This is a genomic window from Janibacter hoylei PVAS-1 (genome assembly GCF_000297495.1).
Taxonomy (GTDB): domain Bacteria; phylum Actinomycetota; class Actinomycetes; order Actinomycetales; family Dermatophilaceae; genus Janibacter; species Janibacter hoylei.
Window position 1 is genome coordinate 1 of the sequence record NZ_ALWX01000092.1, and the last position, 15,347, is coordinate 15,347.

13 protein-coding genes and 1 pseudogene are annotated in these 15,347 nt (G+C 72.8%); all 14 read left to right on the forward strand.

Annotated elements, in window-relative coordinates:
* Window positions 1–23: 23 nt before the first annotated feature.
* Window positions 24–1,337 (forward strand): annotated as a pseudogene (locus B277_RS14930) (CCA tRNA nucleotidyltransferase); the annotation flags it as partial.
* A 108-nt stretch (window positions 1,338–1,445) separates the two neighbouring features.
* Window positions 1,446–1,784 (forward strand): hypothetical protein, encoded by a 339-nt coding sequence (locus B277_RS14935; protein ID WP_007929782.1) that lies wholly within the window; start codon window positions 1,446–1,448, stop codon window positions 1,782–1,784.
* A gap of 40 nt (window positions 1,785–1,824) precedes the next feature.
* A complete protein-coding gene (locus tag B277_RS14940) occupies window positions 1,825–2,778 on the forward strand; it encodes a hypothetical protein (protein ID WP_007929783.1) in 954 nt (317 codons plus the stop codon).
* A 135-nt stretch (window positions 2,779–2,913) separates the two neighbouring features.
* Window positions 2,914–3,330 (forward strand): hypothetical protein, encoded by a 417-nt coding sequence (locus B277_RS14945; RefSeq protein WP_007929784.1) that lies wholly within the window; start codon window positions 2,914–2,916, stop codon window positions 3,328–3,330.
* A 59-nt stretch (window positions 3,331–3,389) separates the two neighbouring features.
* Complete coding sequence (locus B277_RS14950; RefSeq protein ID WP_007929785.1) at window positions 3,390–3,815, forward strand: hypothetical protein; 426 nt, start codon at window positions 3,390–3,392, stop codon at window positions 3,813–3,815.
* A 5-nt stretch (window positions 3,816–3,820) separates the two neighbouring features.
* Window positions 3,821–6,697, forward strand: a complete 2,877-nt coding sequence (locus B277_RS17100) for a protein phosphatase 2C domain-containing protein (protein WP_156811815.1) — start codon at window positions 3,821–3,823, stop codon at window positions 6,695–6,697.
* 7 nt (window positions 6,698–6,704) lie between these two features.
* Window positions 6,705–7,961: a serine/threonine-protein kinase gene (locus tag B277_RS14960; RefSeq protein WP_007929788.1), complete on the forward strand. Its 1,257-nt coding sequence runs from the start codon at window positions 6,705–6,707 to the stop codon at window positions 7,959–7,961.
* A 52-nt stretch (window positions 7,962–8,013) separates the two neighbouring features.
* Window positions 8,014–8,427 carry a hypothetical protein gene (locus B277_RS14965; RefSeq protein WP_007929789.1) on the forward strand — a complete coding sequence of 138 codons (414 nt, stop codon included), beginning with the start codon at window positions 8,014–8,016 and terminating at the stop codon, window positions 8,425–8,427.
* Window positions 8,424–8,903 (forward strand): hypothetical protein, encoded by a 480-nt coding sequence (locus tag B277_RS14970; RefSeq protein WP_007929790.1) that lies wholly within the window; start codon window positions 8,424–8,426, stop codon window positions 8,901–8,903. The genes B277_RS14965 and B277_RS14970 overlap by 4 nt, the downstream gene beginning before the upstream one ends.
* Window positions 8,900–9,616, forward strand: coding sequence for an FHA domain-containing protein (locus B277_RS14975; RefSeq protein WP_007929794.1), 717 nt, complete (start codon window positions 8,900–8,902; stop codon window positions 9,614–9,616). The genes B277_RS14970 and B277_RS14975 overlap by 4 nt, the downstream gene beginning before the upstream one ends.
* Before the next feature lie 98 nt (window positions 9,617–9,714).
* A complete protein-coding gene (locus B277_RS14980; protein ID WP_040881773.1) occupies window positions 9,715–11,067 on the forward strand; it encodes a hypothetical protein in 1,353 nt (450 codons plus the stop codon).
* A 13-nt stretch (window positions 11,068–11,080) separates the two neighbouring features.
* A complete protein-coding gene (locus B277_RS14985) occupies window positions 11,081–12,049 on the forward strand; it encodes an AAA family ATPase (protein WP_007929797.1) in 969 nt (322 codons plus the stop codon).
* A gap of 13 nt (window positions 12,050–12,062) precedes the next feature.
* Window positions 12,063–13,487 (forward strand): DUF58 domain-containing protein, encoded by a 1,425-nt coding sequence (locus B277_RS14990; RefSeq protein ID WP_128277039.1) that lies wholly within the window; start codon window positions 12,063–12,065, stop codon window positions 13,485–13,487.
* Window positions 13,484–15,347 (forward strand): transglutaminase TgpA family protein (locus B277_RS14995; protein ID WP_156811816.1); only part of this gene is annotated, 1,864 nt, incomplete at its 3' end. The genes B277_RS14990 and B277_RS14995, both read left to right, overlap by 4 nt.

Here is a 15,347-nt window from a genome sequence, read left to right on the forward strand (position 1 = left end):
GTGCGTGACGCTTCCTCGGGCGGACCAGCGGCGACCTCGACTTCACGACCTCGGCGTCGCCGGACGAGACCGAGGCGATCCTCGCCGACTGGGGCGACGCCCACTGGGACATGGGGCGCGACTTCGGGACGATCGGTGCACGCAAGGGCGCCGACGTCGTCGAGGTGACGACCTACCGGGCGGACGCCTACGACGGGACGACCCGCAAGCCCGTCGTCGCCTTCGGCGACAACCTCGAGGACGACCTCGTCCGCCGCGACTTCACCGTCAACGCGATGGCCCTGACGACTGCCACGACCTGGAGCTCGTCGACCCGCACGGCGGCATGCTCGACCTCGCCGCGGGGCGGCTGCGTACCCCGTCCGCCCCCCGAGGTCTCCTTCAGCGACGACCCGCTGCGGATGATGCGCGCGGCGCGCTTCGTCGCCCAGCTCGGGGTGACCCCCGGGCCCGAGGTCTTCGAGGCGATGACCGCGGCCGCGGGGACCCTCGAGATCGTCTCGGCCGAGCGGATCCGTGACGAGCTGGTCAAGCTGCTCCTGGCCGCCGACCCGGTCGCCGGGCTGCGGGTCCTCGTCGACACCGGCCTGGCCGAGCACGTCCTGCCGGAGCTGCCCGCACTGCGGCTCGAGATCGACGAGCACCACCGGCACAAGGACGTCTACGAGCACTCCCTGACCGTGCTCCAGCAGGCGATCGACCTGGAGGGCGTGGCGGGGCCGGACCCCGACGCGGATCTCGACCACCCGGTGCCGCGGCCCGACCTCGTCCTGCGTCTTGCCGCCCTGCTGCACGACATCGGCAAGCCCCGCACGCGGCGCTTCGAGGAGGGCGGCGGTGTCTCCTTCCACCACCACGACGTCGTCGGGGCCAAGATGACCGCCAAGCGGATGCGGGCACTGCGCTTCGACAAGGAGACGACCAGGTCGGTCGCGCGCCTCGTCGAGCTGCACCTGCGATTTCACGGCTATGGCGACGGGCAGTGGACCGACTCGGCCGTGCGTCGCTACGTCACCGACGCCGGCCCCCTGCTCGAGCGCCTCCACCGGCTGACCCGCGCCGACTGCACGACCCGCAACCAGCGCAAGGCGGCTCGCCTGCGCCGGGCCTACGACGACCTCGAGGAGCGGATCGTCGAGCTGCAGGAGCAGGAGGAGCTCGACCGGGTGCGCCCCGAGCTCGACGGGCACCAGATCGCGCAGATCCTCGACATCGACCCCGGCCCGGTCCTCGGCGAGGCCTACCGGTACCTCCTGCAGGTCCGGCTCGACGAGGGCCCGATCGGCGAGGAGGCCGCCGCAGACCGGCTGCGTGCGTGGTGGGCCGAGCGCGGGTGAGGGCAGGTCCGATGGGGAGTGCTGCCCATCGCCCTGCGGCGCCCACCGCCCTAGATTTGGGCTGACCCGCCCGCGAGGGCCGCACCGCCCACCTCCCAGGGAGAAACCATGACCGTCCGTGAAGGCATGGACAGCTCGCGTGTCCGAGAAGTCGCGAGCGGCCTCGACACCCAGGTCCATCGACTCGGGGAGATCCTCGTGCGCGGCAATGCGAGCGCCGCGGTCCTCGGGGACAACTGGGGCGGCGAGGACGGGCAGGAGCTCCTGCGCCAGTGGCGCGACGACGCCGGCAAGCAGGTCGGGGCCGCGAGCGAGATGCTGCGCTCGATCTCCAGCGAGCTGCGCCGACAGGCGGACGACCAGGACCGCGGCTCCGGCGGGCAGGGCAGCGGCGGGGGGACCCGGTGGTCCGGGCGGTCCGGGCGGACCCGGTCGCGAGCCGGGTGACGGTCGCGGCCGCGGCACGGACGCCGAGGAGCGCCCCGACATGGGCAACGGCTACGACATCCTCGGGCGCGACCAGGACTCCTGGGGGGTGCGCACCAACACCGACGAAGAGGGCAACAAGCACCACTACGACCCGATCACGGGCAAGACGTGGCAGGAGGACGCCGAGGGTCGGTGGCTCAACAGCCAGGGCCCACTCGGCCACGAGATGCGCTCGCACACGGACATCAACGAGCGCGGCGACGGGTGGGAGACCGCGCACGAGAGCACCCGCGGAGAGGGTGGGGGGTACCGCGAGTGGGGCGAGTCGTGGTCCAACGAGCGCTCCTTCGACGACAACCGCTGGCAGGACGTGCAGGGCGTCCTCGACAACGTGCAGAGCGAGCCCATCGTCGAGCAGGGCCTGTGGGATGGACAGGTCGGCGACCAGGTGGCCCGGGGCGAGGTCGGCAACGACCAGGTCGGCGCGAGCGGCGAGTTCCTCTCGTACAACGCGGAGTCGCAGGGCTCGATGGGCATCGACGCCACACGCGGTGCCTACGTGGACGCCAGCGCCGAGGCCGGCCTCTACGTCGCACGCGGCGAGGCCCACTGGGCCAACGACCACGGCACGTCGGCGCAGGCCGAGGGTTACATCGGTGCGCAGGGCGAGGCCACGGCCGGCGCCCAGATCGGCCCGGGCGGCGCGCGCGTCGAGGCCGGTCTCGAGGCCTTCGCCGGTGGTCGGATCGAAGGGGGCGTGAGCCAGGACCTCGGGCCGGCGAGCGTGGGGGCCTCCGGTTCCCTGTCGTACGGCATCGGTGCCCACGCCGAGGGGAGCGCGGAGTTCTCCGCCGACCGGGTGGGCGTCTCCTTCGACGTCGGCGCCACCCTCGGCGTCGGAGCCTCCATCTCGCTCGACCTGTCGGTCTCGCCCAACGAGATCATCGACGGCCTGAGCGATGTCGGTGAGTCGCTCGCCGAATCCCCGATCAACCCAGGCAACTGGTGGTGACCCCCCCTTCGTCCCGAGATGGCAGGCTGGGCCCCAGACCCCGGCCGCCGCCCCCGAGCACACAGGAGCGCAGCATGACCCAGATCAGCTACCCCAGCGAGGTCGTCCCCGGCCCCCCCGCCCATCACCCTCGAGATGCCTGAGGGCTGGGAGCAGGTGTGGGCACCGGACACGCTCATCGCCATCCGCGACCGGGACGAGGGCGCCACCCACTTCCTCGCCAACGTCGTCGTGCGCTTCTACCAGCGGCTGGCTCCCTTCGGGCCCGAGGAGATCCACGCGGAGCTGAAGCAGTACGCACAGCAGCGTCAGGAGGGGACGGTCGGCCAGCTCAAGCACCAGGAGGTCGACGGTCGCGAGTTCGTCGGGGCCGACGTGGCCTTCGTCGACGCCGAGGCGGGCACCGTCGGTCAGGTGCACTGGTTCACGGCGCAGCGGCAGAACGACGTCTTCGACGTCATCCAGGTCACGGGGTCGTACGCCGGCGCTCGCCGCGAGACGGATTACGCCACCATCGATCGCATCGTCGACTCCATCCGCATCAACCCCTGAGAGCCGCCCCATGCCGCAGCTGACCTACCCGAGCGAGGTCTTCCCGGGTCCCCCCCGGTGTGACCATCGACGTCCCGGACACGTGGGCGCCCGTGCGGGTCGGCGGGACCCTGCTGTCCTGCCGCCGCATCGAGAGCGACCACGGCTTCGCGCCCAATGTCGTCATCCGAGGCTTCCAGCGCACGGGGGACTTCTCGATGCGCCAGGCACTGGACGAGCTGCGCGGCTTCGTCGCCCAGCAGGACCAGGGCCACGTCGACGAGCCCTTCGAGCTCGAGCTGGGCGAGGTTCCCTTCGTGGGGGTCAACGTGTCGTGGACCGACCCGGAGATCGGGACGGTCGTGCAGATCCACCTCTTCGCCGGGTCGCGGCGAGGCCGCATCGTCGACCTCGTCCAGGCCACCGGGTCCGTGGGCGGCGGTGACGCGCAGAGCGCCTACGGTGAGGTCCAGCAGGTGCTGCGGACGATCCGGGTCACCCGGTGACGGCGGTGGCACGCCCCGAGGAGCTGCCCGGCCTGACCCTGCGGGTGGGTGCGGCGACGGACACCGGGCGGGTGCGCTCGCTCAACGAGGACTCGGCGCTCGCGGAGGGCGGCATCTTCGTCGTCGCCGACGGCATGGGCGGGCACGCTGCCGGTGAGGTCGCCAGCGGCATCGTCGTCGAGACGATGCGCGAGCTGGTCTCGCGCGAGGACCTCACGGCCGACGGCGTGAGCCGCCAGCTCGTGCTGGCCAACGACCGCATCCTCGAGGCGGTCGACTCCCACCCGGAAAACAAGGGGATGGGCACGACCGCCACCGGTCTGGCGCTCGTCACCGCCGGGGGCGCCGACCACTGGGCGGTCTTCAACGTCGGCGACTCGCGCGTCTACCGGGCCATCGACGGCGCACTCACCCAGGTGACCGTGGACCACTCGGAGGTGCAGGAGCTCGTCGAGGCCGGAGTCATCACCGCCGAAGAGGCCCGCACCCACCCGGCGCGCAATGTCGTCACCCGCTCGCTGGGCACGGACTACGCCTTCCAGGCCGACGTGTGGGTGCTGCCGCCCTATGCCGGTGAGCGCTTCGTCATCTGCTCGGACGGCCTGACCAACGAGATCACCGACGAGCAGCTGCATGAGATCCTGCAGCGCGAGCCGCACCCCCAGGCCGCAGCCGAGGAGCTCGTCCGGGCCGCGGTCGCGGCCGGTGGGCGTGACAATGTGACCGTGGTGGTCGTCGACCTGCACGGTTCGGTGGGCGACGACCTGTCGGAGACGAGCCCCCGGGCCACGGGGGGACGACACCGCGCCGCGGGGACAGCTGAGCGACAAGGAGTGACGATGAGCACGAGGATCGACGGTCGGGACGGGTGGATCGAGGTCACCCGCGACGGGCTGCACCTGCTCGCGAAGGGCGACGTCTCCCTCGCCGAGCGGGTCGAGGCCGCCCTCGGGTCGGCCGACGGCGACGACCTCGTCGATGTCGTGACCGACGAGCTGACGACGGGCGGCGTGCGCCGCACGCCCGACTTCGCCCTCGTCGACGAGACCTCCGGCCGGGTCCTCGTGCGCGGCACCGCGTCGGTGACCGTCACCGGGGCCGAGGGGACCCGCACCGTCCTCGCGCCCGCACGCGGACCGTGGACCGACGAGGACCTCGAGGGCGGCTCGGACGAGGTGGTGCTGGCCACGGGTGAGCCCGAGCCCGCCGTCACCACGCCCGACGTCGAGCAGACTGATGTCGAGGAGCCTGCTGACGGACCCGCTGCTGAGGAGCCTGTGGCCGACGAGCCCGCCACCGAGGCGCCCGAGCAGGCAGCGGCGCCCGAGGCCTCCGGCTGGGCGCTCCCCTCCGTCTTCGCCGCGGAAGCGACCTCGGCCCAGGAGCCGTCCCAGCAGGAGCCGGTCGAGGAGGGGCGGGTCGTCGAGAGCCCGGCACCCGAGGCCCAGGAGCTCGTCGAGCCCGAGCCCCAGCCGCAGGCGCCCGCCGACGCTCCTGCCCCGACGACGCCCGCCGACACCCCGGCGGAGGACGAGGAGGAGCTGCCGAGCTTCGACTTCCTCTTCGGCAACACCCAACACCACCGCAGCTCGCTGCTGGCGGCCATGGAGGAGGACGAGTCCAAGCAGGCCCCGATCGACTCCGGTCCGGTCGCCGCCGCCGGTGGCTACCAGCCCTCCGACAACCCGGCCCATGCCACCCTCGCCCCGCCCTCGGAGGAGGACGAGCTCGACGGACCGGCAGAGCCCGCGGGCCCGACCGCCGGCGAGCTGCCGGGTGGCCTGCCCCCGATGCCGGGGGGCGCTCCCTTCGCCGCCGACGACAGTGACACCTCGGGTGACGACATCGGCTACCCGGCCGAGGAGGAGCCGGGCGCAGGCACCGGGTACCCGGTGCCTGCGCCGCAGGCCGCCGATGAGCAGGTCCCGAGCGACACGGGCCAGGACGAGCCCACGGACGAGGAGCCGGCAGCCGCCGCTCCCATCCCGGCCGCGGCCCGGGCTGCCGTCCCGGCGGCGCCGAGTGGTGTCATGGCCGCCCGCGACACCGCGACGGGTCACGAGCCCGGGGGTGGTCGACCGCAGTTCGTCGACGGCCACCTGGTGGGGTCGCGGGTGCCCGAGGCAGCCGCCGAGCCGCCGAGCGCGCCGGTGCACAGCGGCCCGGGTGCCCCCGTCGACAGCGGCCCGGCCGCAGCAGCAGCTCCGACGGCCCCCGAGACCTCCCGCCCGGAGGCCTCCGACGGGCTGATCTCCTCCGTGCCCTGGGCCGGTGACGGTGGTGCCCCCGCGGGCGGACCGGCCGGCCCCAACCCCGGGGTGCCGGGCCTGCCCTTCGGCCTGCCGGGCCTGCCGACCCCCGACCAGGGGGCCGCCGTCCAGCCCGAGCCCACGTCGACGGAGGACGAGCAGCCCGGCGCCGCCGAGCCCATGGTCCTCGCGGTGCGCTGCTCCGTCGGTCATCTCAACGCGCCCCACGCCACCCGCTGCCGGGTGTGCGGGCAGGACCTGCCGAGCCAGCAGCCCGAGCAGACCGCCCGTCCGGCCCTCGGTCACCTGCGGTTGTCGACCGGCGACGTCGTCACGCTCGACCGTGGGGTGCTCATCGGACGCGCGCCGCGCGCAGACGTCACCGGCCCGCGCACGCCGCACCTCGTGCGCATCTCCAGTCCCGACAACGAGATCTCGCGCAACCACGTCGAGGTCGTGCTCGACGGCTGGCACGTGCTCGTCCGTGACCTCGGCTCGACCAACGGCACGACCGTGGCGCTGCCGGGGTCCTCGCCGGTGCGGGTGCGCCCCGGCGACCAGCAGACGATCGAGCCTGGTACGACGATCACCCTCGCCGACCAGGTCTCGATGGTCTTCGAGGTCACGGGATGATGCCTGAGTGAGCAGCACGTTGCCGCCCGACCTCGAAGGGCTCGACTACGTCCAGCCGCTCGGCTCGGGCGGCTACGCCGACGTCTTCCTCTACGAGCAGCAGATGCCGCGGATGAAGGTCGCGGTCAAGGTCCTCAAGACCGAGGGCCTGACGCCGACGATCCAGCAGCAGTTCATCGACGAGGCCAACACGATGGCCCAGCTCGCGGACCACCCGTACATCGTCCAGGTCTTCCGTGCGGGGACGAGCGACGACGGGCGCCCCTTCCTCGTCATGAAGTACTACCCGCCGCCCAACCTCGCCCAGCGGGCGCGGACGGCGCGCTTCTCGGTCGAGGAGGTGCTGCGCACCGGCATCCAGCTGGCGAGCGCCGTCGAGACCGCGCACCGGGCCGGGGTCATCCACCGCGACATCAAGCCGGCCAACGTGCTCGTCAGCCAGTACGGCTCGCCCGGCCTGACCGACTTCGGCATCGCCGGGCGCGGTGGTGCCCTCGAGGAGCTCGACGAGGACCTCGGGGTCTCGATCCCGTGGGCCCCGCCGGAGGTCCTCTTCGGCCACAGCAACGGTGACGCGCGCGCCGACGTGTACGCCCTGTCGGCGACCCTGTGGCAACTGCTCGTCGGGCGGTCCCCCTTCGAGGTGCCGGGCGGGGACAACTCGGCCCTGGAGCTCATGCCCCGCATCCGGTCCAACCCGCCGCCGAGCACCGGCCGGGCCGACGTGCCCCAGTCCCTCGAGCGGCTCCTCGCCCAGGCGATGAGCAAGAACCCGCTGGCGCGACCCGCCAGCGCGATCGAGTTCGCCCGCAGCCTCCAGCAGATCGAGCAGGAGGAGCGCTTCTCCCGCACGGCCATCGTCGTCCTCGACGAGCTCGGGCACAGCGGGGACTCCGGCCGCCTGCCGGGGCAGACGCAGGACCGCACCCAGCTGCGGGCCTCGTCGGGGTCCAACCCCCGCCCCACGACGGGTGCCCCGCCGCCGCCGCTCGGCCAGCCGGTCATCGGTGGGCAGCTGAGTGGAGGACGCAGCATCGGGCACTCCGGGCCGGTGCCGATCGCGGACGGCGTCGTCGCCCGCGCAGGTGACCCGGCGCCCTCCGGGCCGCGTCCGGACCACGCGTCCGGGCCGCGACCTCCGCAGTCCTCCGGCCCCCGTCCGCCGTACGCGCCGGGCCCCCAGCCCGCGCAGAGCTCCGGCCCCCCGTCCACCACAGGCCTCGGGCCCGCGCCCGCTGCAGTCACCGCCGGGTGGTCCCGGTAGTGGGCCCCGGCACGGGTCCGGCGCGCCACGACGGCCCGGCCCGCGACGCTGGGTGCCGATCGTCGCCGGCGCCTGCGGCTTCCTCCTCATCGTCGGGATCATCGGTACGGCGCTCGCCCTCAACGGTGGGAGCGAGGGCACGCAGACGTCCGGCACGGGCGGTGCGACCGGGGGCTCGCTCGACAGCGCCCCGACCTTCACGATGCAGGTCGAGGACTCGCAGCTCGTCTACACGATCGACTACCCCACCTACCAAGAGGGTGACCGCTACCTCGTCAAGGCGGCCCTGTCCGAGGACGTCATCGACAAGGCGACGGCCTACGGCGTCTCTGAGATCGACACGACCACCGGGACGGGGACCTTCTCGCAGGAGTTCGGGTCGGCCAGTCGCCAGTGCGCGCGCGTGCGCGTCCAGCGCGGCGAGGACTACTCGCCGTGGAGCGAGACGAAGTGCGCGGACAAGTGAGCACCCGTCCCCGCACCACCCCGCCGCCTCCCGTCCCCGAGCCCCCGAAGAAGGGGATCGAGGTCGGCCTCGTGCCGCTCATCGCGAGCATCGTCGGAGTCCTGCTCGTGTGCGGCGCGATCGGTGCCGTCCTGTGGGTGACCCGCGACGGGGCCGACCCGCCGCCGACGACGAAGGTCGACCCGACCCAGCCGACGGGTGCGCTCTCCGGTGCACCCGACCTGTCGGTCCGGCTCGACGGGGAGACGATGGTCTTCACCTTCGCCTATCCGGGCCTGCAGGATGGGGACTACTTCTACATCCGCACCGGTGAGGATCCCGACCGGGTGACGGGGACCCCCGTCCGCGTCGACGGCACGGAGCACCGGCTCGGGGTCGCCCCGGGGGTACAGCAGTGCGCGACGGTCCAGGTCGTGCGAGGCTCCCAGCGGTCCGGGTGGTCACAGGTGCAGTGCGAGACGGTGAGGAACTCATGAGTGACAGCGTGGTGACGGTGGACTTCTGCGGGGAGCTCCACGAGGCGCCGAAGGACGGGACGCTGACGATCGGCAGGGAGGGCGACGTCGAGATCGACGACAACCCCTTCCTCCACCGGCACTTCCTCCAGGTGACCCACGAGGGCGGCTGGTGGTGGCTGACCAACATCGGCTCGACCCTCACGGCCACCGTGGCGGACAAGAAGGGCCTCTTCCAGGCGTGGCTCAACCCGGGGGCACGGATCCCCCTGGCCTTCGAGCGGGTCACCGTGTGGTTCACGGCCGGCCCCACGACCTACGACTTCGACGTCCTCGTCGCCAACCCGGGCTTCGTCTCGATCGACAACGACGTGCTCGTGCCTCAGTCGGGCGGGGAGACGACCGTCGGTCGGGTCTCGCTGACGCCGGACCAGAAGCTCCTCGTCGTCGCCCTGTGCGAGGACTTCCTGCGGCGTGACGGGGCCGGGCAGGGGAGCATCCCGAGCTCGACCGCGGCGGCCGAGCGGCTGGGGTGGAAGGTCACGAAGTTCAACCGCAAGCTCGACAACGTCTGCCAGAAGCTCGCCGACGCGGGCATCCGCGGTCTCCACGGTGGCCCGGGCAAGCTCGCCAGCAACCGCAAGTCACGGCTCGTCGAGCACGCTCTGTCGACCCGCATGGTGACCGACGCCGACCTGGTGCTCCTCGACGACGCCTCCTCCGAGGAGGACTGACCGGCGGATGAGCGTGCAGGGGCAGGGGGGCGGCCGAGGGGACCGCCCAGACCGCGGGACGTCGTCGGCCCGTCTGGCTCACCGCCGTCTCGGGGGCCATGGTCTCGGTGCTCGTCGTCGTGCTCGTGATCCTCGCCGTGCGTGCCGACGGTGAGCCGGTCCACGACGTCGCCCTGTCCGACGGCGGGATCTGGGTCTCGGGCGGCAGCACCGGCTACTGGGGTCGGGTCAACACCGGCGCCCACGGTCTCGACCTCGTCATCGGGGGCGGCAAGGCCGCCTCGGGCGCGAAGGGGGAGGCGCCGCCGGACATCCTCCAGGACGGCCGCAACGTCGTCGCCGTGACGAGCGACCGCCGTCTCGTCGGCATCGACTCGCGGTCCGGCGAGCCGTTCGAGGGCGAGGTGGAGCTGCCGAAGCCCACCTACGTCACGGGTGTCGACTACGCCAAGCCCGACCTCGTCGGTCTCCGCGGCAACACCCTGGCCGTCGTCGACCACGACACCGGACGGGTCTGGGCCAAGCGCCTCGACCCGAAGGGGGGCACCCCGGTCGCGGACCTCATGGACACCGGTGAGCTCACCACCGTCGGGCCCAATGCGTCGGTGACGGTCGACGTCGACGGGGACGTCATGGCGGTGTCCGCGGAGTCGGGCACGGTCGTGGAGATCCCCGCCGAGGGCGACGGCTTCGGGTCGCCCGAGCGAAGCGACCTCGGCTTCAGCGGGCGGGCCGCGGACATCACCGCGGTCGGCGACGCGTGGGTCGTCCTCGACCTCGAGAAGGGGGAGGTCCACGCCGAGGGCCTCGAGCAGCCGCAGGCGCTGCCGGGGGAGACCCAGGACCAGGCCGGCGTCACCCTCGTCATGGCGACCCTCCAGCAGGCCGGCCCGAGCAACGAGGTCGTCGCCTTCCAGACCCGCGACGAGGCCGGCTACGTGCGGATCGTGGAGGGAGCCGAGTCGTCCACGGAGACCGGGGTGACCTCCGGCCTCGCCGAGGAGGAAGCGCAGGCGCGCTACCAGCGCATCTCCCGGCCGACGATCAACGGAGACTGCCTCTACGCGGCCTGGGGCGACGGCGACACCGTGCGCTGGGGCTCCGCCTGCGGTCAGGCGAGCTCGCCCACGACCGAGCTGCCCGTCTCCGGTACCTTTTCGCGCCGCTACCCGGTCGCCGTGCGGCACGACCGGGGTCAGGTGCTGCTCAACGACCTCGACACCGGTCGCGTCTACGACCTGACCCTGCCGGGCGAGGTGCGGATCGACACGTGGCCCGCCGAGTCGGCGGGCTCGACCCCCCGGGTGTGGGACCCGATGTCGGTCAGCGCCTCCCCGACGAGCACCAGTCGACCGAAGCCGTCGAAGACCTCGACGTCCTCGAAGAAGACGACGAAGAAGGGCTCGGGCGCCAAGAGCCCGACCTCGACGTCCACCAAGAAATCCGGATGAGGAAGCAGGAACGATGAGCGTCTCCCAGGAGCAGGCCGGGTGGTTCAGCCAGGCCTTCCAGCAGATGGTCGGCAACATCGACCAGGTCGTCCTCGGCAAGCAGCACGTGGTGCGGCTGGCCCTCACCTGCCTGCTCTCCGAGGGCCACCTCCTCCTCGAGGACTACCCGGGGACGGGCAAGACGCAGCTGGCCAGGGCGCTGGCCGCGACAGTCCAGGGCACCAACAGCCGCATCCAGTTCACCCCGGACCTGCTGCCCAGCGATGTCACCGGCGTGACGATCTACGACCAGCAGAGCAAGCGCTTCGACCTGCACAAGGGGCCGGTCTTCGCCTCGATCGTCCTCGCCGACGAGATCAACCGGGCCTCGCCCAAGACGCAGTCGGCGCTCCTCGAGGTCATGGAGGAGGGCCGGGTGACGATCGACGGGACGACCCACGAGGTCGGCGTGCCCTTCATGGTCGTCGCGACGCAGAACCCCATTGAGCAGGCGGGCACCTATCGCCTGCCGGAGGCCCAGCTCGACCGCTTCCTCATGAAGACCTCGCTCGGCTACCCCGACCACGAGGCGACGGTCGCCGTGCTCGCCGACGCCGCTCGTCGTGACCGGGCTCGCGGTCTGCGCCCGGTCGTCACGACGAAGGTCGTGGGTGACATGGCCAAGCTCGCGGACCAGGTGCACGTCGACGCGGCGATCCTCGCCTACGTCTCCCGGATCGCGGAGGAGACGCGGCGTCACCCCAACGTGCGCCTCGGTCTGTCGGTGCGTGGCTGCCTGGCCTTCGTGCGCTGCGCCAAGACCTGGGCGCTCAGCCAGGGCCGGACGCACGTCGTGCCCGACGACATCAAGATGCTCGCCGAGCCGGTCATGAGCCACCGCCTGCTGCTGTCCGCCGAGGCGGAGTTCGCGGGCGTCCGCGTCGGTGACGTCATCGGCCGCGTGCTCGGCGAGGTCGCCCCGCCGACCGAGCGCGTCGCCTGACCAGCAGTCCTCGATGACGACCGGACTGCCGACCCCGCCGCCCGACGCCCCTCGTGGGCGCGGTCGCGTCCGCGCGCCCGATACTCCGGCGACCCCCACGGGCCCGTCGAAGCACGAGGCCCGGCTGCAGCAGATGGCGGAGTCGTCGAAGCTGCGTGCCACCGGCGCCCGCCGCACCGTCACCCTGCCCGGCGCGTCGGTCGTCGCGGCCGGTCGTGGCGCGGGCCGGGCGGTCCGCTCCGGTGTCGCGGCGACGGACGAGCGGGTCCGTCGCACGTGGTTCGGCGGTCGGCTGGACTGGGTCACCCCACTCGGCTGGACCCTGCTCGCGCTCGGCGTCCTGCTGTGGGTGCTCGGCGCGGTCCTCGGGTGGGTCGAGCTGACGATCATGGCGGCGACCCTCCTCACCCTCGTCGCGGTGTGCGTGCTGGTCTCGCTCGGTCGTCACAAGGCGGACGTCACGCTCGTCGTCGAGCCGGTCCGGGCGGAGATCGGCGACCTGGCGCAGGGCCACGTCGTCCTCACCAATGCCTCGCGGCGCACGATGCTCCCTTCGCTCGTGCGGCTGCCGGTCGGTGACCACGACGAGCTGATCCCCGTGCCGCTGCTGCGCAAGGGGGCACAGCACCGCACCTCCTTCCCCATCGCGACGCCGCGCCGCGGGGCCGTCCCCGTGGGGCCGCCGACGACCGTCGTCGGTGACCCGCTCGGCATCACCCGCCGGACCGCGACCTTCGGCGAGCAGCAGATCATGCACGTGCACCCGCGGCGGGTCGCGCTCGAGTCCGGCGCCCACGGCCTGCTGCGTGACCTCGAGGGCGAGGCGACGCCCGAGCTGTCGATGGCGGACATCTCCTTCCACGCCCTGCGCGAGTACGAGCCGGGCGACGACCGTCGCCACATCCACTGGCGCTCCTCCGCCAAGCACGGCCAGCTCTTCGTGCGCCAGTTCCAGGAGACGCGTCGGTCGCACCTGGGTGTCGTCGTCGACGCCGACCCGGCGATGTACACCGATGGCGAAGGGGACGTGGAGACCGCCATCGCTGTGGCGGCCTCCCTCATGGTCCAGTCGATCAAGGACGAGCAGGAGGCGACGGTCGTGTGCCGCGACGGGCTCGCCTCGCGCACCACGGTCCCGCTGGTCCTCGACACCCTGACGACGGCGACGCTCGGTCGGGTCGACCTCGTCCGGTCGGCCCGGGTCGTCGTCCATCACGCCCCGGACTCGTCGGTCGCCGTGCTGTGCACCGGCCCGGCGCGGGCCTTCCTCGAGATCCAGCAGTGCCTCGGCGAGTTCGAGACCGAGGTGCACAAGGTCGCCGTCATCGTCGACCCGACGGCCAGTGCGACCGTGCGTCGGGTGCGCGGCCTCACGGTCGTCACCCTCGCCGAGCTCGGCGACCTCACCGACGTCGTCACGGGACTGGTCCCGGCATGAGTTTCATGGGTGCTCCCAAGCCGGGGATGATCAAGCCCCAGCAGACGACCGGCGAAAAGGTGCGCGCGACCCTCGGCCGGATGCGGCCGGGTGCCGCCCACTGGGTCGACACCGTCTTCACCATCGCGCTCGTCGCGTGCGCGCTCGTCGGGCTGCGCACGGTGGTCTTCGGCTGGGAGTGGTGGCAGGCCGCTGCCGCAGGTGTCCTGCTCGGGCTCGTGCTCGGGCACATCCAGGGCACCTACCGGTGGCCCCTCGTCGCGACGACCGCGCTCGGGGCGGTCCTCTACTTCCTCCTCGGCGGGCCGCTCGCCGTCCGCGACGACGTGAAGTGGGGCTTCCTGCCCACGGGGACGACCTTTCGCGACCTGCTCGCGGGGCCGACCCGCGGCTGGATGGACCTGCTGACCCTCGTGCCGCCCGTGGACGCCCGGGGCCACGTCCTCGCCGTCCCCTTCTTCCTCGCGCTCGTCGGCACCGCGACGACCTACGCGACCGCCCGCGTGACCAGCTCGCGACTGCGACTGGGGGTGGCTCCCTTCGTCCTCCTCACGGTGACGATCGCCCTCGGCACGAGCGCTCCGGCGTCCCCGTGGGTGCAGGGTCTGGTCTTCGTCCTCCTCCTCGTCGCGTGGTGCGTCGCCCGCGACCACCTCGACCCGGAGGTCGGCATCGCCCGTCCGGGGGCCCGTCGCCCGGCGCTGTCGCGCGTCGTCGCGGGGGCCGTCCTGCTCGGCGTCGCCGCGCTCGTCGGCGGGCTCCTCGGCCCGCACCTGCCGGGCAGCGGTGGTGAGCGGCAGGTCGTGCGCACCGATGTCGTGCCGGGGCACGACACCAATGTCCTGGCCTCGCCGCTCTCGCGGTACCGCGAGTTCACGGCGACGAGCCCGACGGGCCTCTACGACCGTCAGCTGCTCCAGGTCGACGGTGTCCCGGCGACGACGCCGATGCGGCTGGCCACGCTCGACACGTGGGACGGGTCGACGTGGGGCATCGCCGGCCGCGGCTCCGACCGGGCCGACGCCGGCCGCTCCTTCCAGCAGTTCGGCCGCCGGGTCGGCGTGCTCGCCAGCGACGACACGACGCAGGTCAAGGTGACCGTCCCGGAGGGTGGCTACACCGGCTCGTGGGTGCTCACGACCGGTCGGGTCGAGGGCATCGAGTTCCTCGACGACACGCAGGAGCGGCTCGAGGGGCAGGCCTGGCTCAACCTCAGCACCAACACCGTGCTCGTACCGCCGGCGATCCGCCCGGGTGACGGCTACGAGGTGCGCACCGAGCTCCCGCCGAAGGGGGCCGGTGCCCTCCCCGAGTCCCTGCCCGTGGCCTCGGGCAGCATGCCGATCTCGGGGGACGCCTCCTTCGTCGACGGGCGCATCGCGGCGTGGAAGGGGGACGCCACCGACCGGTGGGGGCAGTTCCGCAACATCGCGACGACCCTGCGCGAGGAGGGCACCTACACGGACGGGACGCCGGCGACGGGTGACCACGCGCCCTCGGGCGACGACGACCTCGCGGCGCAGACGCAGCGCTTCCCCGCCGGGCACGGCCTCGGGCGTCTCGACGCCTTCCTCAACTCCGACCCGCTCGCCGGCAACGACGAGCAGTACGCCTCGACGCTGGGCCTCATCGGCAACCGGCTGGGCATCCCGACCCGGATCGTCGTCGGGGCGACCGCGACCGACGACGGCGTCATCCGCGGCCGTGACATCCACGCCTGGGTCGAGGTCCAGCAGGCCGACGGCAGCTGGTTCCAGGTGCTGCCGCAGACCTTTATCCCCGACATGGCCGAGCCAGGCGACCCCCGCCGGCACGGACACGACCCCGTGGGAGGCGCCGGCCGTCGAGCCGCCCCCGCCG